Below are 24,550 nucleotides of genomic sequence, written 5' to 3'. Positions count from 1 at the left end.
GGCGCGATAAATCACGCCGCAACCCTTTTATTGATGCATCAACCTTCGTGCAATCCACACTCGCGCTTCAGGCCAAAGAAGCGAGTTTCTTCTTCTGCCATGCCCGGTTCCCACTTCTTAGTGGTGTGCGTATCGCCCACGGACAAATAGCCTTCATCCCACAGCGGATGATACTTGAGGCCATGTTGTTTTAGGTACTGGTGCACCTGACGGTTATCCCAGTCAATGATCGGCAGAATCTTGAACACACCGCGCTGTACCGCCAGCACCGGCAAACTGGCGCGGCTGCCTGACTGGTCACGGCGTAGACCCGCAAACCAGGTCTGCGCACCCAGGGTTTGCAGCGCGCGATTCATCGGTTCGACCTTGTTGATTTGGTTGTACTGCTCAATCCCCTCGACGCCCTGCTCCCACAGTTTGCCGTAGCGCGCTTCCTGCCATGCTGGAGAAGTCTCAGCACGGAAGATTTGCAGATTGAGATTGAGCTTCTCAGTCAACTCATCAATAAAGCGGTAAGTTTCCGGGAACAGATAGCCGGTATCGGTCAGGATCACCGGCGTATCCGGTTTCTGCTGCGTCACCATATGCAGCAGAACCGCCGCCTGAATACCAAAGCTGGAGGACAACACGAACGCGCCCGGCATATTCTCCAGCGCCCAGCTCACGCGTTGCTCAGCGGAGAGTTTCTCCAGCTGCACGTTGCTTTCGGCCAGTGCCATGATGCGATCGACTTTGCTGCCACTATTCAGTGCTGCGAGATCAAGTACCGTCATACTGCCTCCGAGTCCCAAAAATCACGGGCGGGATCCACCACGGCTTTGATGATGCCAGCGCGAATCACGAAGTCACCGAAGCCTTCATCGGCCTGACGCTCGGTTGCCCAGCGCGCCACCAGCTCATCGATGCTGGCCAGAATTTCGCCTTCGTTGATGTTCTCGCGGTACATACGCGGAATGCGCGTACCCATGCGGTTGCCGCCAATATGTAAGTTGTAGCGGCCTGGTGCTTTACCCACCAGACCCAACTCCGCCAGCAAAGCACGGCCACAGCCGTTCGGGCAACCGGTAACGCGTAGCACGATGTGCTCTTCACCGACGCCGTGCTTATGCATGATCTCTTCAACCTTGGTCACAAACGAAGGCAGGAAGCGTTCGGCTTCGGCCATCGCTAATGGGCAGGTTGGGAAGGCCACGCAGGCCATGGAGTTTTCACGCTGTGGCGTCACCGCTTCCATCAAACCGTGTTCACGGGCAATAGCTTCGATCTGCGCTTTTTGCTTCTCCGGCACGCCAGCCACGATCAGGTTCTGGTTGGCAGTGAGGCGGAAATCGCCTTGGTGAATTTTGGCAATTTCGGCGATGCCGCGTTTCAGCGGACGGCCTGGATAATCCAGCAGACGGCCGTTTTCGATAAACAGCGTCAGGTGCCATTTCTTATCAATGCCTTTCACCCAGCCCACGCGGTCGCCACGCGTGGTAAACGCGTAAGGACGAATCGGTTCAAACGTCAGGCCAGCACGCTTTTCCACTTCCGCTTTAAAGGTCTCGACACCTACACGTTCCAGCGTGTACTTGGTTTTGGCATTCTTACGGTCGGTACGGTTACCCCAGTCGCGCTGCGTGGTCACTACCGCAGCCGCCACATCAAGGATCTTCTCTACTGGCAGGAAGCCAAACTCACTCGCAGTACGCGCGTAAGTCGCTTTATTGCCGTGATCGATCGACAAACCACCGCCAACCAACAGGTTAAAGCCAATCAGCTTGCCGTTCTCAGCAATAGCGATGAAGTTCAGGTCATTCGCATGCAGATCGACATCGTTATGCGGTGGCACCACCACGGTAGTTTTGAACTTACGCGGCAGATAGGTTTCGCCCAGAATCGGTTCTTTATCCGTGGTAGCAACCTTCTCTTTATCCCACCAGATCTCAGCGTAAGCGCGGGTTTGCGGCAGCAGGTGCTCGGAGAGCTTTTTCGCCCACTCGTAGGCTTCCTGATGCAATTCCGACTCGACTGGATTCGAGGTGCACAACACGTTACGGTTCACGTCGTTGGCGGTCGCCAGTGCGTCGAGACCCACTTCATGCAGCATCTGGTGCGTCGGCTTCACGTTCTTTTTCAGAATGCCGTGGAACTGGAAGGTCTGACGGTTAGTCAGACGGATGCTGCCGTAAATGGTTTTATCGGTGGCGAACTTATCAATCGCCAGCCATTGCGTTGGCGTGATAATCCCGCCCGGCAGACGGCAACGCAGCATCATCGCGTGGCGCGGCTCAAGTTTCTGCGCCGCACGCTCGGCACGAATATCGCGGTCGTCCTGCTGGTACATGCCGTGGAAACGGATCAACAGGAAATTATCGCCAGTGAAGCCGCCGGTCAGGCCATCATCGAGATCCTCGAGAATGGTGCCGCGCAGGTAGTTACTCTGTTTTTTCAGACGCTCGGCGTCGGTCAGCTTGCCTTCAACGACCAGCGGTCCAGGATGTTTTTCGCTCATTAGTAAACGTCTCGCTGATAACGGCGCTCAATGCGCAGCTCACTTAAAAATTCGTCAGCCGTTTCACGATCCATGCCGCCGTGTTCGACCACCACATCCAGTAATGCCTGCTCAACGTCTTTCGCCATGCGATTAGCGTCGCCGCAGACGTAAAGGTGCGCGCCTTCTTCAATCCAGCGCCACACTTCCGCCCCTTTGGCGCGGATTTTATCTTGTACGTATATTTTCTCAGCCTGGTCACGTGACCACGCTAAATCAATGTTGGTCAGCAAGCCGTCTTTGACGTATTTCTGCCATTCCACCTGATAGAGGAAATCATCGGTGAAGTGTGGGTTACCAAAGAACAGCCAGTTTTTGCCGCCTGCGCCATCGTTATCACGCTGCTGCATAAAGGAGCGGAACGGCGCAATACCGGTGCCTGGGCCGACCATGATCACTGGCGTTTCCGGATTCGCCGGCAAGCGGAAGTTGTCGTTGTGTTCGATAAACACGCGGATCTCGCCGTCTTCTTCGATGCGATCCGCCAGCCAGGTTGACGCACCGCCGCCGCGCTGACGACCATCAATCTCATAACGCACCGCACCGACAGTAATATGTACTTCGGTATCCGTTTCCGCTTGCGATGAAGCAATCGAATAGAGGCGCGGTGTTAAAGGACGCAACAGGCCAGTGAGCTGTTCTGCATTGAGTTCAGTCGGTGCCTGACGCACCATATCGACAATCGGGAAGCTCTGCGCATAGCTCTGTAATTTCGGCTTATCACCCGACAGCGCCAGCAGCGCATCATTGCGTGACAGCGCAGCATACTGTTCAACGATCTGCGGCGTGTTCACCGTCAACTCATAATGCTTTTGCAAGGCTTCTGCGAGCGGCAGGTTTTCACCGTTAACATCAACCGGCTCATCGCCCTTCAGCCACACCAGTTGCAGCAGTTCCTGTACCAGTTCCGCGTCGTTTTCAAACCACACGCCCAGCGCATCGCCGGGCTGATAGCGCAGACCAGAATCGCCCAGATCGATTTCGATATGGCGAACATCTTTATCCGAATCACGACCGGTGATTTTTTGATTAGCGGCAAAACTGGCGGTCAGCGGCGCTTCTTTGGTGTAAGGGCTGCTGTGGATATCGTTCACCACGCCAGAAGCCGTCACAGCCGCGACCACTGAGGATTCACTCGGCACGCGTGCTTTTAGAATCTCGGTCAGCTGTTGACGCCAGGCCGTAGCCTGCTCTTTGTACTCCACGTCGGCATCAACACGATCCAGCAGACGTTCTGCGCCCAGTTCCGCCAGACGCTCATCAAAGTCTTTACCGGCTTTGCTGAAGAATTCGTATGAGGTGTCACCAAGGCCAAACACCGCAAACGCGGAGCCAGCCGCAAATTTCGGCGCCTTCTTCGACAGCAGGAATTTGTGCAGCGCCACGGCTTCTTCCGGTGGCTCACCTTCACCTTGCGTCGAAGTGACAACAACCAGTAATTTCTCCTGACCGATTTGCTTAAACTTGTAGTCACCGGCGTTCACCAGATTGACGCTCAGTTTGGCGGCCAGCAGATCATCGCGCAGCTGTTCCGCCAGACGACGAGCATTACCGGTTTGTGACGCGGAAATCAGCGTGATGGTTGGCACCTCGGCCTGCACCGGTGCAGGTGCGGCAACGGCGCCCGGCGTCTGATTGACCATGCCCCAGAAGTAGCCGGAAAGCCAGGCCATCTGCGTGGTGTTGAAATCCGTGGTCGCTGCCTGTAAGCGCGCGAGTTGCTCCGGATTAAGCGGGAGCATTGAACCTGGTGCCTGAGTCGTCATCGCGTTAAAAATTCCAGTGTCTGAAGTCCGGACCGATAAATGGCGGAAGAGTGGGTAGGTTACCGGGCTGTATATTAACGATTAAATACGCCTTCGACATAATTAATAACCAAAATGACTAAGTGGTTTTTCGGGTAATGTTAATCGGCAAAAGTGGTAAATAAAGTCGCCTTTATTCAATACGTTAATCAACATGTTGCGGTATAGGCGTGCGCAAAATGCCCTTTTCATCGTAAGCGGGTGCGAAAAATCTGTGATTCAGGTAGAATTCGGCGGTTTTTAAGTCTGAGAGCCATTATGTCTACCACGCTGTTTAAAGAGTTCCAGTTCGAATCTGCCCACCGCCTGCCGCATGTGCCTGAAGGGCATAAATGTGGTCGTCTGCATGGCCATTCGTTCCTGGTGCGATTAGAAATTACCGGTGAAGTGGATGCGCATACCGGTTGGGTCATGGATTTTGCCGAACTGAAGGCGGCGTTTATGCCGATTTATGATCGTCTCGATCATCACTATCTGAATGATATTCCAGGCCTGGAAAATCCAACCAGCGAAGTGCTGGCAAAATGGATTTGGGATCAGATGAAACCGATGCTGCCAGAACTGAGTGCAGTGATGATCAAGGAAACCTGTACCGCAGGTTGTACTTATAAAGGTTAATCACTGTTGACGGGCTGCCGCTGTGCAGCCTGACTTTCAGCTATACGCTTCTTTACGTTCACTTCATCTCCATGTCATCCGCCCCCTCTACGTTGTTGTCTCCTTCATTAAAGATCAAGAGAATCAACAATGAACTTCGTTAAACGCCTTTCTGTTATTGCTTTGCTGGTTTCCGCCTCTGCCGCCGTTCAGGCGCAAAACGTCCTCGATTTTCCGCAGCCTGAAAAAGTACCGGATGAGTTCTATGCCGTGACTGAAATTCCGGCGGGCGGGATGATTAAATATGAAACCGACGCGAAAACCGGTTTTATCGTGGCTGACCGTTTCCAGTCGATGCCGGTTGCCTATCCGGCAAACTACGGCTCACTGACCCAGTCACTGGGCGGTGATGGCGATCCGCTGGATGTGATCTTCTACACCCGCGCGCCACTGCAACCGGGCACACTGATCAAACTGCGCCCGATTGGCGTGCTGAAAATGATTGATGGTGGCGAAGTGGACGACAAGATTGTTGCGGTACCAACCAGCAAAATCGACCCAACCTATGACGACATCAAAGAGATGAAAGACCTGCCGAAAATGGAGCAGGAGCGTCTGGAAGCCTTCTTCCGCGTGTATAAGCAGCTGCCAGATGGCCGTAAGAAAGTTGAGCTGAATGGTTTTGAAGACGCGGCGAAAGCCAGGGCTGAGATCAAACAGGCCTTCGACGCGTATAAAGCAAAGCAATAAAACCTAAGCATGCGTCGGCGGGGTAATGGCAAAAGTCGCTATCCATATCGTTTAGCCGGTGCGGTAATGAACAGGGTCGCCATCAATGGCGCCCCTTCAAACAGGTTTGAGTCAGGTGCCGCAGGGATGCGCACCTGATGAATCAGGCGATATTCAGATATTTATGTGTCTGCATCGAAAGGCGCCAGTTACGCGCAATGCAGGTCTCAATGCACAGTTTGGTGGCGGCATCGCCACGACTGATCGGTTGCAGCGCCACAATGCGCTTCTTGTCATCATGCAGACCCGCCAGCAGCACATCTAACGCTTCGACATCACGCTCACGCGCCACCGGATGTTTAATCTCATCGGCACGCTGCAACGCTTGAGGCAGCACATCGTAACCACCGCGCATATTGACCTTCGGTGAGACCGTCACCCAGGTGCTGTCAGAACAGTGCACTTCATGTGTACCGCTGGTCTCAATCTGGCACTCAAATCCGGCCGCTTCCAACGCCCCGGTCAACGGGCGCAAATCAAAAATAGCCGGTTCGCCGCCAGTGATCACCACATGGCGCGCGGTCCAGCCCTGACGTTGAATGGTCTCGATCAGCATTGCCGCATCGGCACTGCCCCAGGCGTCACTTTCTACGGTCTTTATCAGAATGTCACCCAGCGAGGTCTCCCGATCGGCCAGTTTTTCCCACGTATGCTTGGTATCACACCAGCTACAGCCCACCGGACATCCTTGTAAGCGGATGAACAGCGCCGGAACACCGGTGTAAAATCCTTCGCCCTGCAGGGTCTGGAACATTTCGTTAATCGGGTAGAACATTTTTTACTCACGTCTTAAATTCGAGGCGCAGATTATGGCAGATTTTCACCACCGGTTCACAGCTGCTTCGTGCCAAAAAAGCAAAAGCCCCGCACGAGGCGGGGCTTTATCAGCGATGATGCAGCCCATCAGGCCACATCAACAGACCCTTACTGGCCTTTAACTTCTTTCAGACCGTTGAACGGAGCTTTGTCGCCCAGCGCTTCTTCGATACGAATCAGCTGGTTGTACTTAGCAACACGGTCAGAACGGCTCATAGAACCGGTTTTGATCTGGCCAGCAGCAGTACCGACCGCCAGGTCAGCGATGGTCGCATCTTCAGTTTCACCTGAACGGTGTGAAATCACCGCGGTGTAACCTGCATCTTTTGCCATCTTGATTGCAGCCAGAGTTTCGGTCAGAGAACCGATCTGGTTGAATTTGATCAGGATGGAGTTAGCGATACCTTTATCGATACCTTCTTTCAGGATCTTGGTGTTGGTCACGAACAGGTCGTCACCTACCAGCTGAATTTTGTCGCCCAGTACTTTGGTCTGGTAAGCGAAGCCCGCCCAGTCAGACTCGTCCAGACCGTCTTCGATAGAGACGATTGGGTACTGTTTGGTCAGGTCTTCCAGGAAGTGCGTGAACTCTTCAGAGGTGAAAGCTTTGTTGCCTTCGCCAGCCAGCACATATTTGCCGTCTTTGTAGAATTCAGACGCTGCACAGTCCATCGCCAGGGTGATGTCTTTGCCCAGCTCGTAGCCTGCTGCTTTTACCGCTTCAGCGATAACAGCCAGCGCTTCGGCGTTAGAACCCAGGTTTGGCGCATAGCCACCTTCGTCACCGACCGCAGTGCTCATGCCTTTGGCTTTCAGCACTTTTGCCAGGTTGTGGAAAACTTCAGAACCCATGCGAATGGCTTCTTTCACGTTTTTCGCGCCAACAGGCTGGATCATGAATTCCTGGATATCAACGTTGTTATCCGCGTGCTCACCACCGTTGATGATGTTCATCATCGGCAGTGGCATAGAGAATTTGCCTGGGGTGCCGTTCAGTTCAGCGATGTGCGCGTACAGTGGCAGGCCTTTAGAAGCCGCAGCCGCTTTAGCCGCAGCCAGCGAAACCGCCAGAATGGCGTTAGCGCCGAAGTTGGATTTGTTCTCAGTACCGTCCAGCTCGATCATGATCTTATCGATGTTCGCCTGGTCTTTGGCATCTTTACCGGTTACCGCTGCAGCGATAGGACCGTTAACAGCGGCAACCGCTTTGGTCACGCCTTTGCCCAGGAAACGAGATTTGTCACCGTCACGCAGCTCCAGTGCTTCGCGAGAACCGGTTGAAGCACCTGATGGCGCTGCAGCCAGACCAACGAAACCGCCTTCCAGATGCACTTCTGCTTCTACAGTCGGGTTGCCACGGGAGTCGATGATTTCGCGACCGATGACTTTTACGATTTTGGACATTCGATTTTCCTCAGTACAAGTTAGTCAATCCTAAGACAAACAACGCGCGAAAAGTTCGCGCGCTGTTCGTTAAACTCTTACTTCGCTAACCGCTTCTGGTGCTCCTGCGCGGCTTTAACAAAGCCAGCGAACAGCGGATGACCATCACGCGGGGTCGACGTGAATTCCGGGTGGAACTGACAAGCTACAAACCACGGATGGTTCGGGAGTTCGATGATCTCCACCAGCTGCTCGTCGCCGGAACGGCCCGCAATATGCAGACCCGCCGCTTCAATCGGCTTCAACAGCAGATTGTTCACTTCATAACGATGACGGTGACGTTCAGTAATCACGTCAGAACCGTATAGCTGGCGCACTTTACTTTCCGGCGTCAGCTGGCACTGCTGGCTACCCAGACGCATGGTGCCGCCCAGATCGCTCTGCTCAGTACGTTGCTCAACGTTGCCTTCTTCATCACGCCATTCAGTGATCAGCGCGACCACTGGGTACTTACAGTCTGGCACAAATTCCGTTGAGTTGGCGTCTGCCATCCCGGCCACGTTGCGTGCGAATTCCATCAGCGCAACCTGCATACCCAGGCAGATACCGAGGTAAGGGATGTTGTTCTCACGCGCGTATTGCGCCGTGAGCATTTTGCCTTCCACACCACGGTAGCCGAAGCCGCCCGGGATCAGGATAGCATCCAGATCTTTCAGAATTTCGACACCGCGAGATTCCACATCCTGCGAATCGATCAGCTTGATGTTCACGGTTACACGATTTTTCAGGCCACCGTGCTTCAGTGCTTCAATCACTGACTTGTACGCATCTGGCAGCTCGACATATTTGCCGACCATACCGATGGTCACTTCGCCGCCCGGATTGGCTTCTTCATAGATAACCTGTTCCCATTCGGCCAGGTTCGCTTCCGGTGCGCTCAGATTGAAACGCTTACAGATATAGTCATCCAGACCCTGTGATTTCAACAGGCCAGGAATCTTGTAGATGGAATCCACATCTTTCAGGGAAATAACCGCTTTCTCTGGCACGTTACAGAACAGGGCGATCTTCGCACGTTCATTGGCCGGCACAGCGCGGTCAGAACGGCAGATCAGCACATCAGGCTGGATACCGATCGACAGCAGCTCTTTCACTGAATGCTGGGTTGGCTTGGTTTTCACTTCGCCTGCAGCGGCCATATACGGCACCAAAGTCAGGTGCATATACATGGTGTGTTCACGGCCCACATCAACCGCCATCTGGCGAATCGCTTCGAGGAACGGCAGGGATTCAATATCACCTACGGTACCGCCGATTTCCACCAGCACGACATCATGACCTTCGCCGCCTTCAATAATACGTTCTTTAATGGCGTTGGTGATGTGTGGGATAACCTGAATCGTGGCACCCAGATAGTCACCGCGACGCTCTTTGCGCAGCACTTCTGAGTAGATACGACCGGTCGTAAAGTTGTTGCGGCGCGACATTTTGGTACGGATGAAGCGCTCGTAGTGACCCAAGTCCAGATCGGTTTCGGCCCCATCATCGGTAACAAACACTTCACCGTGCTGCGTTGGGCTCATGGTACCCGGATCGACGTTAATGTACGGATCGAGTTTCATGATGGTCACATTCAGACCACGTGCTTCAAGGATGGCTGCGAGGGAGGCTGCGGCAATGCCTTTGCCCAGAGAGGATACGACCCCGCCGGTCACAAAAATATAATTCGTTGTCATGCTGAACCTGAGAGTTTAGGTTTAAAGACGGTGGAATAACCAAGACGGGAAAATAGTATACCCGAAGTCGTCCTCAGCCACAATTGATGAATCACATCACCCCCCCGCATTGCAGCCGATAACATAGCGAATAGACGAGGGGGAAATGTTGACGTGCGTCACAAAGTTGCCGCTTGGCTGAATCGAGTAAGCTCAAGCGGACAATTTATGCGCAATGCAGGAATAATCTACAATTTGAAGAATAACCGCTTAGTCTTTGTTCTCACTGCATTTCACCTGCTGCCAGGCGGCTTCCATTTCATCCAGGGTCGCATCCTGCATCGCCAGTCCCTGCCCGCTGATGATGGATTCAACCTGACGGAAGCGACGCTCAAATTTATCATTGGCTTTTTGTAAGGCGATTTCGGCTTTGCTGCCCAGATGGCGCGAAAGGTTGACGGTGGCAAACAGCAAATCGCCAATCTCCTCTTCCAGCTTGTCATTGTCGACCACCGCCTGCTGCGCTTCGTGCATCACTTCATCGATCTCTTCATGCACTTTATCCAGCACTGGCCCCAGGTTGTTCCAGTCGAATCCCACCGTGCTACAGCGCTTCTGGATTTTGTAAGCACGCATCAGTGCAGGCAAGGCTTTAGGGATGTCATCCAGCACCGAATGCTGTGACTTCTCTGCGCGCTCGCTGTGTTTGATCGCTTCCCAGTTTTTCAGTACTTCCTGCGTGGTGTCGGCCTGCACATCACCAAAGATGTGCGGATGACGGCGCTCCAGCTTGTCGCTAATCGCATTGCAGATGTCATCGAAGTTGAAACGCTGTTGCTCATCGGCCATTTGCGCGTAAAACACCACCTGAAACAGCAGATCACCGAGTTCACCGCGCAGGTCATCAAAGTCCTCGCGCTGAATCGCGTCGATCACTTCGTAGGTCTCTTCCAGCGTGTAAGGGGCGATGGAGGCGAAGGTCTGCTGACGATCCCATGGGCAGCCACGTTCCGGGTCGCGCAAGGTTTGCATGATGGTGAGCAGACGATTCAGGGCTGTCATGGGGAAATCCTTAGGGGTTAAAATGGAAAAGGTCGCCAAAATGGCGACCCTGAGGCGCACCGAAATCTCGTCGACGCGCAGAACAACCTGGACGTGCCATTTCGGGCGTACAGTAAATGCCAGGCCGCCCTTTCATGGCGGCCTGGCCACATCAGTTCAGACGGCGTGCGTCGATGATATCCGGCACCTGATTAAGGCGCGCCAGCACGCGACCCAGCACCTGCTGGTTGTAGATTTCGATATCCATATCAATGGTTGCCAGCTGCTTTTTGGTGTCGCTGCGGCTGGAAACGCCCAGCACGTTAACCTTCTCATTCGCCAGAATGGTAGTGATATCGCGCAGTAACCCGCTGCGATCGTTGGCGGTGACGCGTACCACCAGCGAATAGCCGCTCGAATAATCTTCGCCCCACACCGCATCGACAATCCGTTCCGGCGCATGGGAGATCAGTTCGCTTAACTGGTCACAGTCGGCTCGGTGAATGGAAATACCGCGCCCCTGGGTGATAAAGCCCACGATATCGTCACCCGGGATCGGCTGGCAGCAGCGCGCAATGTGGTGCAGCAGATTGCCCACGCCTTCCACCACCACGCGTCCACTTTCTCTGCGCGCAGATGAAGGCTGATGTGATTTTTGCGTCAGCTGGCGCAGCGCTTCACGATCTTCCTCTTCCGCACTCGGCTTATTGAGCTTAGCCTGCAGGAAGTTGACCATCTGATTGAGGCGAATATCGCCGCCGCCAATCATCGCCAACAGCTCATCCTGCGAGCTGACGTTATAACGCGGCAGCAGAATTTTTTCTGCATCGCGGAAACTGATATCCAGCTGGCTCAACTCGCTTTCAAGAATCTGGCGGCCAGCCAGAAGGTTCTTGTCGCGATCTTGTTTGCGGAACCAGGCGTGAATTTTTGAACGGCCACGGCTGGTGGTGATATAGCCGAGGTTCGGGTTCAGCCAGTCGCGGCTCGGGTTCGGCTGCTTCTGGGTAATCACCTCAATCTGATCGCCCATCTGCAATTGATAGGTGAACGGCACAATGCGACCGCTGATTTTGGCACCAATGCAGCGATGGCCGATATCACTGTGAATGTGATAAGCGAAGTCCAGCGGTGTTGAGCCAGATGGCAGATCCACTACATCGCCTTTCGGGGTAAACACGTACACCCGATCGTCAAATACCTGACTGCGCACCTCTTCCAGCATCTCGCCGGAATCCGCCATCTCTTCCTGCCAGGTAATCAGCTTACGCAGCCACGCAATGCGTTCTTCGTGCCCTGCCGCACCGCGCGCGTTACTGGAAGTCGGGCCTTCTTTGTACTTCCAGTGCGCGGCCACGCCCAACTCCGCATCTTCATGCATCTGGCGAGTACGAATCTGGATCTCTACCGTCTTGCCCTGCGGACCGAGCACCACCGTGTGAATGGATTGATAACCGTTGGGTTTTGGATTAGCAACGTAGTCGTCGAACTCGCTGGGAAGATGGCGATACAGTGTGTGCACGGTGCCTAACGCGCCGTAGCAATCCTGCAAACGTTCTGCCACGATGCGCACCGCGCGCACATCGAACAGCTCATCAAACGCCAGCGACTTTTTCTGCATCTTGCGCCAGATGCTGTAGATATGTTTCGGGCGGCCATACACTTCAGCACGCACGCCCTCCTTCTGCATCTCTGCACGTAAGTTACTCACGAAATTATCAATGTAACCTTCGCGGTCAATACGGCGTTCATGCAGCAGTTTGGCGATGCGTTTGTACTCATCGGGGTGCAGATAGCGGAAGCAGTAATCTTCCAGCTCCCATTTGAGCTGACCGATACCCAGACGATTGGCTAACGGCGCATAGATATTGGTGCTCTCTTTGGCGGCGAGAACACGTTCGTCTTCTGGTGCATCCTTCATTTCACGCAGGTGGGCAATACGCTCTGCCAGCTTGATAACCACGCAGCGGAAATCTTCCACCATCGCCAGCAGCATGCGGCGCACGTTATCCACCTGCTCGGAGGCCATAGAATCATTGTGGATGGCTTTCAGCTGGCGGATCGCGTCCATATCGCGCACACCGTGTACCAGCGAGACAATGCCTTTGCCGAACGACTTTTCCAGCTCTTCTTCACTGACCACATCCGCGTTGGCCAGCGGGAACAGTAAGGCAGCGCGCAGGCTATCGTTGTCCATACTGAGCATGGTGAGTATTTCCACCATCTCAATACCGCGCCACAGCAGCAGAGCCTGATCTGGATGGTTGTGCGTTTCGGTTTCACAGTAGCGCCAGGTATCCGCCAATCGCTGACAGGATTGCGGATTATTGATATTTAAACTGGCGATCCACTGGTCAAGGGCAAATTCCCCTTCCGTATTCAAATGCGCACTTCTAACCGCAACCATATCCTCTCCTGCCATAACGACGAAAACGCCGCTTATGCTTTGCTAAACAGCACCATGGACTCGAGATGACTGGTATGTGGGAACATATCCAGCATCGCGACCCTTTCCAAATGGTAGCCCGCCGACAGTAATGCCTGACTGTCGCGCGCAAGTGTTGTTGGGTTACAGGAAACATAGACCACACGTTGCGGCGCAAGTTTAACGATATGCGACATCACACCCGCGGCCCCAGCACGTGCTGGATCCAGTAACACCTTGTTAAATCCCTGCGCTGCCCAAGGCTGGTGGGCAACGTCTTCCTCCAGGTTGTGCTGGAAAAAGCGGACATTTTTAAGATTATTCAGCTCAGCATTATACGCTGCCTGGTGGACTAATGCTGCAACACCCTCCACACCCACAGCATTTTGTACGAACTTTCCTACAGGCAAAGTGAAATTACCCATACCGCAAAACAGATCCAGCACCCGATCTTCGGGCTGTAAATCGAGCCATTCAATGGCTTTTGTCACCATCTGCTGATTCACGCCATCATTCACCTGGATGAAATCCTGTGGGCTGAAAGTCAGTTTCAAATCAAACGATTGGTAGAAAGGTGCGTAATCCCCCAACGGCTGCAAATGCTCGCTGCCGTCCGCCAGATACAACATCAGCTGATGCTCATGCGAAAAGCGTTCCAGTTTTACACGATCGCCTGCGGACAATGCATTAAGATGACGCAGCACCATCACCGGGCCATTATCTGCCAGCACTAACTCGACATGCCCCAGTCGCCGTGCGGCCTGTAAGCTGCTCAGACACTGGTGCAACGGCTGCAGTAACGCTTCAAGCTCGGGCACCAAAATGGGGCATTGAGTTAACTCAACCAAATCGTTGCTGGCCGCCTGGCGGAACCCCATTTGTAATCGCTGCTGTTTAGGCTGCCATTGCAGTCCCAGACGGGCGCGACGGCGGTAGCCCCAGGTGTTGCCGCTGATGATCTCATTCACCTGCACCGGCAAAGGCGCATCCCGGCTCAACATTCGGCTCAGCGCACGTGCTTTACTGTCCTCCTGTAACGCGATCGCGGCATGCTGTTGCTGGCAGCCACCACACACGCCAAAGTGCACACAACGCGGTTTTTCCCGCTGTGCGCTTGGCTGCATAATCTTTTTGGCTTTGGCCCGCGAGAACTGACGTTTATCTTCCACGACCATAACTTCGGCCTGTTCACCCGGCAGTGCGCCGCAGACAAACATCGCTTTGCCATTATGGCGCGCAACACCTTGTCCAAAGGGGTCAAGGTCTTCGATAGTGACGGTAATACGCTGCTTTGTCGCCACACGCTGTTTTGCGGAGTAAAATTGCGCCATAGTGTTGTGAATTCTCTAAATTAATGGGGTGTGCCATCGCAAGCGGATTGTGCACAGGGATATCAATGCCAGGAGTTGCCAGGCCACAATTATGACCAAATATAGCCTGCGGGCGCGAATGATGATTTTGATACTGGCGCCAACGTTAATGATTGGTCTGCTGCTCAGTACCTTCTTCGTGGTGCACCGTTATAACGAATTACAACATCAGGTGCGCGATGCCGGATCGAACATTATCGAACCGCTGGCAGTCTCCAGCGAATACGGCATGACCTGGCACAATCGTGATGCGATTCGCGAGCTGGTCAGCCTGCTGCATCGTCGTCATTCCGATATTGTCCGTGCCATTACCGTTTTCGACAACAACAATCACATCTACGTCACTTCGAACAACAACCAAAATCTGGCGTTATTGCAGAAAGAAGACATCTCGACGCTGGAAGAGGGTGTCTCCGTCGAGCGCCACGGCAATTTGATGGTACTGCGAACCCCGATTATCTCCGAACGCTATTCCGTAGACGAACTGCCCGGAGAAGATGCCAAACCGGCGGGTAATCCGTTGGGGTATGTGGCTATTGAACTCGATCTGCAATCGGTGCGGCTGGAGCAGTACAAAGAGGTGTTTGTGGCCACTTTGCTCTTACTGTTTTGTTTGTGCATCGCCATGCTGTTTGCCTATCGTCTGATGCGCGACGTCACCGGGCCGATTCGTAACATGGTTTCCACCGTGGACCGCATTCGTCGCGGCCAACTCGACAGCCGCGTTGATGGCTACATGCTGGGCGAACTGAGCATCCTGAAAAACGGCATCAATGCCATGGCGATGTCGCTCACCGCTTATCACGAAGAGATGCAGCAGAATATCGATCAGGCCACTTACGATCTGCGTGAAACCCTGGAGCAGCTGGAGATTCAAAACGTCGAGCTGGATTTGGCGAAAAAGCGCGCGCAGGAAGCGGCGCGTATTAAATCAGAATTCCTCGCCAATATGTCGCATGAGTTACGAACACCGCTCAACGGAGTGATTGGCTTTACCCGTCAGATGCTGAAAACCGGACTGAGCACCAACCAGCGCGATTATATGAGCACCATTGAACGCTCGGCCAATAACCTGCTGAGCATCATCAACGATGTGCTGGATTTCTCAAAGCTCGAAGCCGGTAAACTGGTGCTGGAATCGATCCCCTTCCCGCTACGCGCCACGCTGGATGAAACGCTGGTGCTGCTGGCACCTTCGGCACATGACAAAGGACTCGAGATCACCGTTTGTCTGGAAAAACAGGTGCCGGATAATGTGATTGGCGATCCGCTACGTTTACAGCAGATCATGATTAACCTGATTGGTAATGCCATTAAGTTTACTGAGCAGGGGCACATCGATTTGCGTGTTGAGCTGCGTAGCCTGAGCACCACGCGCGTTGAACTGGAAATTCAGGTACACGACACCGGCATTGGCATTTCTGAGCAGCAACAGTCACAGCTGTTCCAGGCGTTTCGTCAGGCCGATGCGAGTATTTCCCGCCGCCACGGCGGCACTGGTTTGGGTCTGGTGATCACGCAAAAACTGGTGTCGGAGATGGGCGGAGAGATCGCGTTCCACAGCCGTCAGAATCAGGGATCCACTTTCTGGGTGCATGTTCATCTCGATCTCAATCCCAACGCACCGCCCATTCCGCGTATGCTGGAAGATCTGCGCGCCATCCCGTTAGCCTATATCGAACCCCATGCGGCGGTGGCGAAAGCAGTGCAGGAGATGCTCAGCATCACGCCGCTGCAGGTTCAGCATTTCACTTCACTGGAAGCGCTGCCGGATACCCGCTTCCCGCTGTTGTTGATGGGATTGCCGGTGAACGATCCTCACCCCGCCACGCTGCCGGATGCTTTAATTCAACGGCTGCGCGCCCATGCCGATTCGGTACTGCTGGCGCTGCCCAGCGAGATGATGCTGTTCGCCGACGATTTGCGCGCACGAGGCATCGCCGGCTGTATCGCCAAACCCGTCTCACTGACGCGCTTGTTGCCGATGCTGCTGGATTTGCACAGTTTGCATAACGATGCCTTACCGCACAGTACCCGCCAGCCACTGACGGTGATGGCGGTGGATGACAATCCTGCCAATCTGAAGTTAATCGGTGCGCTGCTGGAGGAGCAGGTTCAGCACATCATTCTGTGCGACAACGCGGAACAGGCTATCCGCCAGGCGCGTTTACACAAGCTGGATGTGATTTTGATGGATATCCAGATGCCGGATATCGACGGCATTCGCGCCAGTGAAATTATCCGTAGCCTGCCGCTGCATGCCAATACCCCGATTGTCGCGGTGACCGCGCATGCGCTGGATGGCGAGCGCCAGCAGCTGATTGGCGCCGGGATGAATGATTATCTGGCGAAGCCGATAGACGAAGGCAAACTGAGCCAGCTGTTGCAGCGCTATGCCCCGAACCCCACGGCGGCACCCACACTACTGCCGGATGTTGCGCCATCGCTCGACTGGGCGCTGGCACTGCGTCAGGCCGCCAACAAACCGGATCTGGCGCGCGATCTGCTGCAGATGCTGCTGGATTTCCTGCCGGAGGTGGAAGCGCGCGTGGAGGGTTCCATGGCCAGTAACGATGTTAATGGCCTACGCGAGATCATCCATAAGCTGCACGGCAGTGCCAGCTACAGCGGCGTGCCCAGACTGAAACAGCTGTGTCAGCAGCTGGAAAAGAGCCTGCATCAGGAGAGTGATATCGAAGCGCTGGAGCCGGAATTGCTGGAGTTGAGTGATGAGATGGCGAACGTGGCGCGTGAGGCCAGGAAAGTGTTGGGTGTGGGATAACGGAACGTTTCATGCCCTCTCTTAAGCACAAGAGAGCGCTAATCGAGCATGGTTAAAGAATGACTCGTCGTCTCAATCATCGCCACCAACGGTCCCCTCGCCCGATAACGGGAGAGGGTTAGGATGAGAGGGGCGCGCCTGTAAGGCCTGCCCCACATTGTTCGCTGCCACGACATTGCGCGCGATCAGCCGCATCTATAAGGCCTGCCCCACCTTGATTGTTGCCGCCACATTGCGCGAGGTCAGTCGCACATTCTGCGCCGCATTGGCTAACGCATCCTCCAGTGAGCCAATGCTAAACAACACGCTGAATACCGCATCCAGCCCGTGCTGATGCACCACGCCAACATCTGCGGTTAAACTGCCCGCAATGCCAATCACCGGCTTTTTAAACTGCTTTGCCACCTTCGCCACACCAATCGGCACTTTGCCGTTAATGGTCTGGCTATCAATACGCCCTTCGCCGGTAATCACCAGATCGGCATCCTGCACCTGATCCGCTAACCCAAGGGCTTCCGTGACGATCTCAATACCGCGACGTAGCTCGGCCTGGCAAAACGCATGCAGTGCCGCGCCCATGCCCCCCGCCGCACCGCCGCCCGCAATGTGCAGCACATCAATGTCTAAATCGCGATGGATAATCTCAGCGTAATGCGCCAGCGCTTTATCCAGCTGCTGCACCAGTTCCGGCGTGGCCCCTTTTTGAGGACCAAAAATCGCCGAAGCCCCCTCTTCACCGGTCAGGGGATTAGTGACATCGCAGGCCACTTCAATGCGGCACTGCTGAATACGTTTATCCAGCTGATCGATTTCAATCCGCGCCAGCTGCGGCAGTGCGCCGCCGCCAAAGGCAATCTCATTGCCCTGCTGGTCCAGCAAGCGAGCGCCCAGCGCCTGCATCATGCCGGATCCCCCATCGTTGGTGGCGCTGCCGCCAATGCCAATAATGATGTGGTCAACACCGCGATCGAGCGCGTTTTTAATCAGCTCGCCAGTGCCATAAGAGTTGGTGATCAACGGGTCACGCTGCGCGGCCGGCACCAGCTCCAGACCGCTGGCTGCCGCCATTTCAATAAAGGCGCTGCGCTCATCACCCGATAATCCATAAAATGCCTCAACCGGCGCGCCGAGCGGTCCGGTCACGGTCAATCTGACAATACTTCCCTGCGTCGCCGCCACCATGGCTTCTACCGTGCCTTCGCCACCGTCGGCGACCGGTATTTTCACGTATTCGGCGTCGGGAAAAATTTCGCTAAATCCCGCTTCAATCGCCGCAGCCACTTCCAGGGCGGACAAACTCTCTTTATATGAATCCGGTGCGATGACAATTTTCATAGGCAATCCGAGCGCGATGGATGACGGAGTTCCGTCCTGCTAATGCAGTAAGCTGCCCGGCATCCGCAGACACCGGACAGGCAAACTACCGGGTGATCTCGACCTGAGCTAATTTTTCATAATAGCAAGCCAGCGCACTATGGTCAGATGTGCCCTTGCCGTCGACTTTCAGCGCTTGCATCATTTCCATCACCGCAGCCGTCAGCGGCAGATGCGCGCCAATGCCGTGTGAAGTGTCCAGCGCATTCGCCAAATCCTTGATGTGCAGATCGATGCGGAAGCCTGGCTTGAAGTTACGATCCAGTACCATCGGCGCTTTGGCATCGAGTACCGTGCTGCCTGCCAGCCCACCACGAATCGCCTGATAGACCAGTTCTGGGTTCACACCGGCTTTTGTTGCCAGCGACAGCGCTTCGGACATCGCCGCGATGTTCAGCGCCACAATCACCTGGTTCGCCAACTTAGTGACGTTACCTGCACCGATATCGCCGGTGTGCACCACCGAACCGGCCATGGCTTTCATGATGTCATAGCACTGGTCGAATACCGCTTTATCGCCGCCAACCATCACAGACAGCGTGCCCTCAATCGCTTTTGGCTCGCCGCCGCTGACCGGCGCATCCAGCATCTTGATGCCTTTTTCTGCCAGCGCATCGTGCACTTCACGGCTGGCCAGCGGCGCAATCGAACTCATGTCGATCACAATCAGTCCTGGCTTCGCACCTTCGATAATCCCGTTGGCGCCGAGGCAAACCTCTTTCACCTGCGGTGAGTTCGGCACCATGGTGATCACCACATCAACCTGTTCGGCGACCTCTTTTGGCGTTTTCGCCACGGTAGCGCCCAGCTCCACCAGCTCGGCTTCATTGCTGACGTTGTGGTCACGTACCACCAGTGAATAACCGGCTTTCACCAGGTTTTTACTCATCGGTTTGCCCATAATACCGAGGCCGATAAATCCAATTTTCATTGCCTTTCCTCTTCGTCAGTTATTTCTTGAATTTGTCACACAGCGCCTGCGTGGCGTTGCGGAAAACACCGAGATCGCTGCCCACGGCAACGAATGTGGCGCCCCATTCGAGATAACGGCGTGCGTCGGCTTCCACCGGCGCCAGAATCCCGCTCGGCTTGCCCGCCGCTTTGGCACGTTCAAAGATATGTTTGATTACTTTCAGCACTTCAGGATGTGCAGGCTGACCGAGATAGCCCATCGCCGCCGAGAGATCGCCCGGTCCGACAAAAATGCCATCCACGCCGTCAACGGCAGCAATCGCATCAATGTTATCCACCGCCTGCTGCGTTTCGATCTGCACTAGCACCGTGATGTTGTCATTGATGGTGGCGTTGTAATCCGGCAGCGTGCCGTACATGTTACTGCGATGCGAAACCGACACGCCGCGAATGCCCGCTGGCGGATAGCGCGTTGATGCCACGGCGCGAATCGCCTCTTCCTCGGTCTCCACAAACGGCACCAGGAAGTTATAGAAGCCAATATCCAGCAGGCGTTTGATGATGATCGGCTCATTGCACGGCGGACGCACCACCGGCGCACTGTGGCTGCCCTTCAGCGCCATCAACTGCGGGATAAAGGTGGTGATGTCGTTGGGCGCGTGTTCGCCATCCAGCACCAGCCAGTCAAAACCCGCCAGACCCAGAACTTCGGTGGAAATCGGGCTGGCAAGCGCGCACCAGCTACCAATCAGGGTTTCCCCTGCCTGCAAACGGCGACGAAAGTGGTTCGGCCAGGCATTGCTCATTGTCTTTACTCCTGTCTGTTACAACAGGCGCCCGCACGGGGCGCCGGAAACGTTAGCGCACCAGGCACGGACGCTTGTTATCGAATGTCCAGTTCGGCACGAGGAACTGCATCGCCTGCGCGTCGTCGCGCGCGCCCAAACCGTGTTTCTGATACAGCGCATTGGCCTGCATCACCTGATCCATATCCAGCTCGACACCCAGACCCGGTTTTTGCGGCACCTGTACCATGCCGCCCTTGATCTGGAACGGCTCTTTGGTCAGGCGCTGATTGCCCTCCTGCCAGATCCAGTGAGTATCGATGGCGGTAATCGCGCCCGGCGCGGCAGCGGCCACGTGGGTGAACATCGCCAGCGAAATATCGAAGTGGTTGTTAGAGTGCGAACCCCAGGTCAGGCCGAAGTCATGACACATCTGCGCCACGCGCACTGAACCTTGCATGGTCCAGAAGTGTGGATCCGCCAGCGGGATATCCACCGATTGCAGCGACAGCGTGTGGCCCATTTGGCGCCAGTCGGTGGCGATCATGTTGGTGGCGGTCGGCAAGCCGGTTGCGCGACGGAATTCCGCCATCACTTCGCGGCCAGAGTAGCCCTGCTCGGCCCCGCATGGATCTTCTGCGTAGGCCAGCACGCCTTTGAGTTGTTTACCGAGCAGAATCGCCTCGTTCAACGACCAGGCACCGTTGGGATCGAGAGTGACGCGCGCCTGCGGGAAGCGTTTCGCCAGTGCCGTGACCGCTTCGGCCTCTTCGCCACCGCGCAGAACGCCGCCTTTCAGTTTGAAATCGTTGAAGCCATATTTTTCATAGGCAGCTTCCGCCAGACGCACCACGGTATCCGGCGTCAGTGCCTCTTCATGACGCAGGCGATACCAGTCGCACTTGTCTGTTTCCTGGCTCTGATAAGGCAGCGAGGTTTTCTTGCGGTCACCGACGTAGAACAGGTAACCCAGCATCTCCACGCGGTCACGCTGTTGGCCATCGCCGAGCAGCGAGGCAACGTTGACGCCCAGGTGTTGACCGAGTAGATCCAGCAGCGCCGCTTCAATGCCAGTCACCACATGGATGGTGGTACGCAGGTCGAAGGTCTGATTGCCGCGTCCGCTGGAATCGCGGTCGGCAAAAGTACTGCGAACCAGGTTAAGGATGTTTTTGTACTCACCCACGGTCTTCTGCACCACCAGCGCCGCCGCATCTTCCAGCGTCTGACGAATTTTCTCACCGCCGGGAATTTCACCCACGCCGGTGTGGCCCGCGTTATCCTTGATGATGACGATGTTACGGGTGAAGAACGGTGAATGGGCGCCGCTCAGATTCAGCAACATGCTGTCGTGACCGGCCACCGGAATGACCTGCAGCGATGTGATTTTTGGTGTCTGACTCATTTCCTGCTCCTTATGCATGACGGCGACCGAAGGCCGGGCGCTTGCGGTCGAATGACCAACCGGGAACCAGATACTGCATCGCCGTGGCGTCGTTACGCGCACCTGCCGGCAGAGATTTGTACAGGGCATTGGCTTGATGCAGGCGATCCCAATCCAGTTCGACGCCGAGGCCAGGCTTATCCGGTACGGCAATCTTGCCGTTGCGGATTTGCAGCGGCTCTTTGGTGAGGCGCTGATCGCCTTCCTGCCAAATCCAGTGGGTATCGATAGCCGTCGGTTTGCCCGGTGCGGCAGCGCCAACGTGGGTAAACATCGCCAGCGAAATATCGAAGTGGTTGTTAGAGTGGCAACCCCAGGTTAAGCCCCAGTCGTCGCACAGTTGCGCCACGCGCACCGCACCGCTCAGCGTCCAGAAGTGCGGATCGGCCAGCGGGATATCGACTGAGTTGAGCATCACCGCGTGATTCATCTCGCGCCAGTTGGTGGCAATCATATTGGTGGCGACCGGCAACCCGGTGGCACGGCGGAACTCCGCCATCACTTCACGGCCGGAATAGCCCTGTTCGGCCCCGCACGGATCTTCGGCGTAGGTCAGCACCTCGCCCATGCCTTTGCACAAGCCAATCGCTTCATCCAGCGCCCAGGCACCGTTAGGGTCAACGGTAATGCGCGCATCCGGGAAGCGTTTTTTCAGCGCGGCCGCGGACTCCATCTCCTGCTCGCCCGGCAATACGCCGCCCTTCAGTTTGAAATCTTTGAAACCGTATTTGTCCTGGGCGGCTTCCGCCAGACGCACCACCGACTCGGGCGTCAGCGCTTCCTGATGACGCAGGTGATACCAGTCATGGCTGGCACCTTCGCCCGTCAGATACGGTAAATCGGTTTTGCGACGATCGCCGAGATAGAACAGATAACCGAGCACGGTGACTTCATCGCGCTGTTGTCCCGGACCGAGCAACTCGGCTACCGGTACGCCCAGACATTGACCCAGTAAATCCAGCAGTGCCGCTTCCAGCGCCGCCACCGCATTGACACGCAGTTCGAAGGTCCAGGCACCTTTACCAAAGGTATCGAAATCCGCCGACTGATTGCCTTTGTGCACCTGCTGCACCAGGCGGTTCATGCGCGCCACCTGCTGGCCTTTGACCTGTGGAATCGCCTCCACCAGCGTTTGGTAGATCGTTTCGCCACCCGGCGCTTCACCGACGCCGGTATGACCATCACTGTCGGTCAGTACCACAATGTTGCGGGTGAAGCAGGCGCTGTGCGCTCCACCAATGTTCAGCAACATGCTGTCGTAACCGGCAACCGGAATCACCTGCATATCGGTGATCACCGGGCTACTTTGCGTATTCATAGTTCGTCCTTATGCTCGGTGTTTCAGTTCAATACGTTTGATATCACCCGTGATGAACAGGAAGCTAAACGCAGCGACGAAGGCGTGGATTCCGACATAAATCAGCGCACCTTCGAAAGAGCCAGAAGCGGCGATGATGTAACCGATAGCAATCGGCGTCACGATGCCGGAGAAGTTGCCGAACATGTTGAACAAGCCACCGCTCAATCCACTGATCTCTTTCGGTGCGGTATCCGCCATCACTGCCCAGCCCAGCGCACCAATACCTTTGCCGAAGAACGCCAGCGCCATAAACAGCACCACTACCCACTCAGTTTCGGTGTAGTTACACATCACCATGCTGATAGAGAGCAGCATGCCAACCACGATGGGGGTCTTACGTGCAACGTTCAGCGAGCCAGTTTTGCGCATCAGGTAATCGGAAATCACGCCACCTAACACACCACCGAGGAAGCCACAGATGGCCGGAATCGAAGCGATCATCCCCGCTTTAAGAATCGACATGCCGCGCGCCTGCACCAGATACACCGGGAACCAGGTAATAAAGAAGTAGGTCAGCGCGTTAACGCAATATTGTCCGAGATAGATACCCCACATCATGCGGGTCGAAAGCAGCTGTTTGATTTGATACCACTTCTCATCCCAGCTCACTTTGCGGTCGGCTTTTTTGGCATCCATGTTGATCAACGCGCCGCCCTGCTCCATGTACTCCAGCTCAGCTTTGTTCACACCCGGATGGTTGTTCGGATCGTGCATGAACTTCAGCCAGACGAAGCTGAGGATGATGCCCAGTCCGCCCATGAACCAGAACACGTGCGCCCAGCCCACTTCGGCCACCAGCCAGCCCATAATCGGGGCGAAGATCACCGTGGCGAAATACTGCGCCGAGTTGAAAATCGCCACGGCGGTGCCACGCTCCTGTGCCGGGAACCAGGCCGCGACAATACGGCTGTTACCCGGGAAGGAAGGCGCTTCTGCCAGGCCGACCATAAAGCGCAGCAGGAACAGTGAAACGACGATGCCGAAGCCACTGAACAGATCGACAAAGCCCTGCAGCAAGGTAAACAGCGACCAGAGGAAAATGCTCCAGAAGTAAACGCGTTTTGAGCCAAAGCGGTCGAGCAGCCAGCCGCCCGGGATTTGACCAATGACGTAAGCCCATGAGAAGGCGGAGAAGATATAGCCCAGACCGACTGAATCGAGGCCGATATCTTTAGACATCGCGGAACCGGCAATCGAAATGGTTGCACGGTCACCGTAGTTGAATGACGTGACGATAAATAACATCACCACAATCCAGTAACGGGCGTTGGTGCGTTTTTGCACCGCTTCCGCTGTCTGGCTGAAACTATTCATGATGCACTCCTGAAATATAGCGAACGCTACATTCACTCTGACTGCATACACATCGCGTTGGGTATCAGAATGATGTCGGGTTAAACACGGCGATTGTTGTTATGG

At 55.1% G+C, this 24,550-nt stretch carries 18 protein-coding genes; 3 read left to right on the top strand and 15 right to left on the bottom strand.

Translation table 11 applies throughout. The annotated features are described in order from the left end of the window. Positions 1–38: 38 nt before the first annotated feature. From F3J37_RS08240 to cysJ, 3 genes are read right to left on the bottom strand one after another with little or no spacing between them, the layout of a single operon-like run. A complete protein-coding gene (locus F3J37_RS08240; RefSeq protein ID WP_097117963.1) occupies positions 39–773 on the bottom strand; it encodes a phosphoadenylyl-sulfate reductase in 735 nt (244 codons plus the stop codon). Continuing rightward, positions 770–2,494, bottom strand: a complete 1,725-nt coding sequence (cysI, locus tag F3J37_RS08235) for an assimilatory sulfite reductase (NADPH) hemoprotein subunit (RefSeq protein WP_058961502.1) — start codon at positions 2,492–2,494, stop codon at positions 770–772. The genes F3J37_RS08240 and cysI overlap by 4 nt, the downstream gene beginning before the upstream one ends. Continuing rightward, positions 2,494–4,299, bottom strand: a complete 1,806-nt coding sequence (cysJ, locus tag F3J37_RS08230; protein ID WP_166932945.1) for an NADPH-dependent assimilatory sulfite reductase flavoprotein subunit — start codon at positions 4,297–4,299, stop codon at positions 2,494–2,496. The genes cysI and cysJ overlap by 1 nt, the downstream gene beginning before the upstream one ends. Positions 4,300–4,596: 297 nt before the next feature. Here cysJ and queD point away from each other — a divergent pair, with 297 nt between their 5' ends. Both queD and F3J37_RS08220 read left to right on the top strand, forming a co-directional pair. Then, positions 4,597–4,956 carry a 6-carboxytetrahydropterin synthase QueD gene (queD, locus tag F3J37_RS08225; protein ID WP_166932943.1) on the top strand — a complete coding sequence of 120 codons (360 nt, stop codon included), beginning with the start codon at positions 4,597–4,599 and terminating at the stop codon, positions 4,954–4,956. 129 nt (positions 4,957–5,085) lie between these two features. Further along, a complete protein-coding gene (locus F3J37_RS08220) occupies positions 5,086–5,685 on the top strand; it encodes an inorganic diphosphatase (RefSeq protein ID WP_058961504.1) in 600 nt (199 codons plus the stop codon). A 142-nt stretch (positions 5,686–5,827) separates the two neighbouring features. On the opposite strand, the gene queE is transcribed toward F3J37_RS08220, so the two are convergent. The 6 genes from queE to rlmD form a co-directional block, all read right to left on the bottom strand. Then, positions 5,828–6,499, bottom strand: coding sequence for a 7-carboxy-7-deazaguanine synthase QueE (queE, locus tag F3J37_RS08215; protein ID WP_166932941.1), 672 nt, complete (start codon positions 6,497–6,499; stop codon positions 5,828–5,830). A gap of 149 nt (positions 6,500–6,648) precedes the next feature. Then, positions 6,649–7,944, bottom strand: coding sequence for a phosphopyruvate hydratase (gene eno / locus F3J37_RS08210; protein ID WP_034823037.1), 1,296 nt, complete (start codon positions 7,942–7,944; stop codon positions 6,649–6,651). A gap of 77 nt (positions 7,945–8,021) precedes the next feature. Continuing rightward, positions 8,022–9,659 (bottom strand): glutamine hydrolyzing CTP synthase, encoded by a 1,638-nt coding sequence (gene pyrG / locus F3J37_RS08205; RefSeq protein ID WP_166932940.1) that lies wholly within the window; start codon positions 9,657–9,659, stop codon positions 8,022–8,024. A 249-nt stretch (positions 9,660–9,908) separates the two neighbouring features. Then, entirely contained in the window at positions 9,909–10,700 is a 792-nt protein-coding gene (gene mazG / locus F3J37_RS08200) for a nucleoside triphosphate pyrophosphohydrolase (RefSeq protein ID WP_166932938.1), read from the bottom strand. A gap of 151 nt (positions 10,701–10,851) precedes the next feature. Further along, positions 10,852–13,086, bottom strand: a complete 2,235-nt coding sequence (gene relA, locus F3J37_RS08195; protein WP_166932936.1) for a GTP diphosphokinase — start codon at positions 13,084–13,086, stop codon at positions 10,852–10,854. Positions 13,087–13,118: 32 nt separating this feature from the next. Further along, the gene (gene rlmD / locus F3J37_RS08190) at positions 13,119–14,435 is read right to left on the bottom strand and encodes a 23S rRNA (uracil(1939)-C(5))-methyltransferase RlmD (protein ID WP_166932934.1); all 1,317 of its coding nucleotides are present in this window, start codon (positions 14,433–14,435) and stop codon (positions 13,119–13,121) included. A 91-nt stretch (positions 14,436–14,526) separates the two neighbouring features. On the opposite strand from rlmD, the gene barA reads away from it, so the two are divergent. Next, positions 14,527–17,256: a two-component sensor histidine kinase BarA gene (barA, locus tag F3J37_RS08185; protein ID WP_166932932.1), complete on the top strand. Its 2,730-nt coding sequence runs from the start codon at positions 14,527–14,529 to the stop codon at positions 17,254–17,256. A 195-nt stretch (positions 17,257–17,451) separates the two neighbouring features. On the opposite strand, the gene F3J37_RS08180 is transcribed toward barA, so the two are convergent. The 6 genes from F3J37_RS08180 to F3J37_RS08155 all read right to left on the bottom strand — a co-directional run bounded on the left by F3J37_RS08180 (position 17,452) and on the right by F3J37_RS08155 (position 24,445). Beyond that, complete coding sequence (locus tag F3J37_RS08180; protein WP_166932930.1) at positions 17,452–18,591, bottom strand: glycerate kinase; 1,140 nt, start codon at positions 18,589–18,591, stop codon at positions 17,452–17,454. Positions 18,592–18,676: 85 nt separating this feature from the next. Then, positions 18,677–19,561 (bottom strand): 2-hydroxy-3-oxopropionate reductase, encoded by an 885-nt coding sequence (gene garR / locus F3J37_RS08175; RefSeq protein ID WP_034823058.1) that lies wholly within the window; start codon positions 19,559–19,561, stop codon positions 18,677–18,679. A 19-nt stretch (positions 19,562–19,580) separates the two neighbouring features. After that, positions 19,581–20,348, bottom strand: coding sequence for a 2-dehydro-3-deoxyglucarate aldolase (gene garL / locus F3J37_RS08170; RefSeq protein WP_097117971.1), 768 nt, complete (start codon positions 20,346–20,348; stop codon positions 19,581–19,583). Between the two features lie 52 nt (positions 20,349–20,400). Next, positions 20,401–21,732 (bottom strand): glucarate dehydratase, encoded by a 1,332-nt coding sequence (gene gudD, locus F3J37_RS08165; protein ID WP_034823062.1) that lies wholly within the window; start codon positions 21,730–21,732, stop codon positions 20,401–20,403. A 10-nt stretch (positions 21,733–21,742) separates the two neighbouring features. Continuing rightward, entirely contained in the window at positions 21,743–23,089 is a 1,347-nt protein-coding gene (locus F3J37_RS08160; RefSeq protein WP_166932928.1) for an enolase C-terminal domain-like protein, read from the bottom strand. Positions 23,090–23,098: 9 nt separating this feature from the next. Then, positions 23,099–24,445 (bottom strand): MFS transporter, encoded by a 1,347-nt coding sequence (locus F3J37_RS08155; RefSeq protein ID WP_058961512.1) that lies wholly within the window; start codon positions 24,443–24,445, stop codon positions 23,099–23,101. Positions 24,446–24,550: the final 105 nt, after the last annotated feature.

Origin of the sequence: Candidatus Pantoea communis (genome assembly GCF_011752685.1) — a bacterium.
Lineage (GTDB): Bacteria > Pseudomonadota > Gammaproteobacteria > Enterobacterales > Enterobacteriaceae > Pantoea > Pantoea communis.
The sequence above is the reverse complement of the archived record's forward strand: the minus strand, read 5'-3'. Positions and strand labels throughout refer to the sequence as shown.

Coding starts and splice junctions, on each gene's coding strand:
- mazG (WP_166932938.1), bottom strand. CDS start 10,700: ATGACAGCCCTGAATCGTCTGCTCACCATCATGCAAACCTTGCGCGAC.
- eno (WP_034823037.1), bottom strand. CDS start 7,944: ATGTCCAAAATCGTAAAAGTCATCGGTCGCGAAATCATCGACTCCCGT.
- garL (WP_097117971.1), bottom strand. CDS start 20,348: ATGAGCAATGCCTGGCCGAACCACTTTCGTCGCCGTTTGCAGGCAGGG.
- F3J37_RS08240 (WP_097117963.1), bottom strand. CDS start 773: ATGACGGTACTTGATCTCGCAGCACTGAATAGTGGCAGCAAAGTCGAT.
- barA (WP_166932932.1), top strand. CDS start 14,527: ATGACCAAATATAGCCTGCGGGCGCGAATGATGATTTTGATACTGGCG.
- gudD (WP_034823062.1), bottom strand. CDS start 21,732: ATGAGTCAGACACCAAAAATCACATCGCTGCAGGTCATTCCGGTGGCC.
- F3J37_RS08155 (WP_058961512.1), bottom strand. CDS start 24,445: ATGAATAGTTTCAGCCAGACAGCGGAAGCGGTGCAAAAACGCACCAAC.
- rlmD (WP_166932934.1), bottom strand. CDS start 14,435: ATGGCGCAATTTTACTCCGCAAAACAGCGTGTGGCGACAAAGCAGCGT.
- F3J37_RS08180 (WP_166932930.1), bottom strand. CDS start 18,591: ATGAAAATTGTCATCGCACCGGATTCATATAAAGAGAGTTTGTCCGCC.
- queE (WP_166932941.1), bottom strand. CDS start 6,499: ATGTTCTACCCGATTAACGAAATGTTCCAGACCCTGCAGGGCGAAGGA.
- garR (WP_034823058.1), bottom strand. CDS start 19,561: ATGAAAATTGGATTTATCGGCCTCGGTATTATGGGCAAACCGATGAGT.
- queD (WP_166932943.1), top strand. CDS start 4,597: ATGTCTACCACGCTGTTTAAAGAGTTCCAGTTCGAATCTGCCCACCGC.
- F3J37_RS08220 (WP_058961504.1), top strand. CDS start 5,086: ATGAACTTCGTTAAACGCCTTTCTGTTATTGCTTTGCTGGTTTCCGCC.
- cysI (WP_058961502.1), bottom strand. CDS start 2,494: ATGAGCGAAAAACATCCTGGACCGCTGGTCGTTGAAGGCAAGCTGACC.
- relA (WP_166932936.1), bottom strand. CDS start 13,086: ATGGTTGCGGTTAGAAGTGCGCATTTGAATACGGAAGGGGAATTTGCC.
- cysJ (WP_166932945.1), bottom strand. CDS start 4,299: ATGACGACTCAGGCACCAGGTTCAATGCTCCCGCTTAATCCGGAGCAA.
- F3J37_RS08160 (WP_166932928.1), bottom strand. CDS start 23,089: ATGAATACGCAAAGTAGCCCGGTGATCACCGATATGCAGGTGATTCCG.
- pyrG (WP_166932940.1), bottom strand. CDS start 9,659: ATGACAACGAATTATATTTTTGTGACCGGCGGGGTCGTATCCTCTCTG.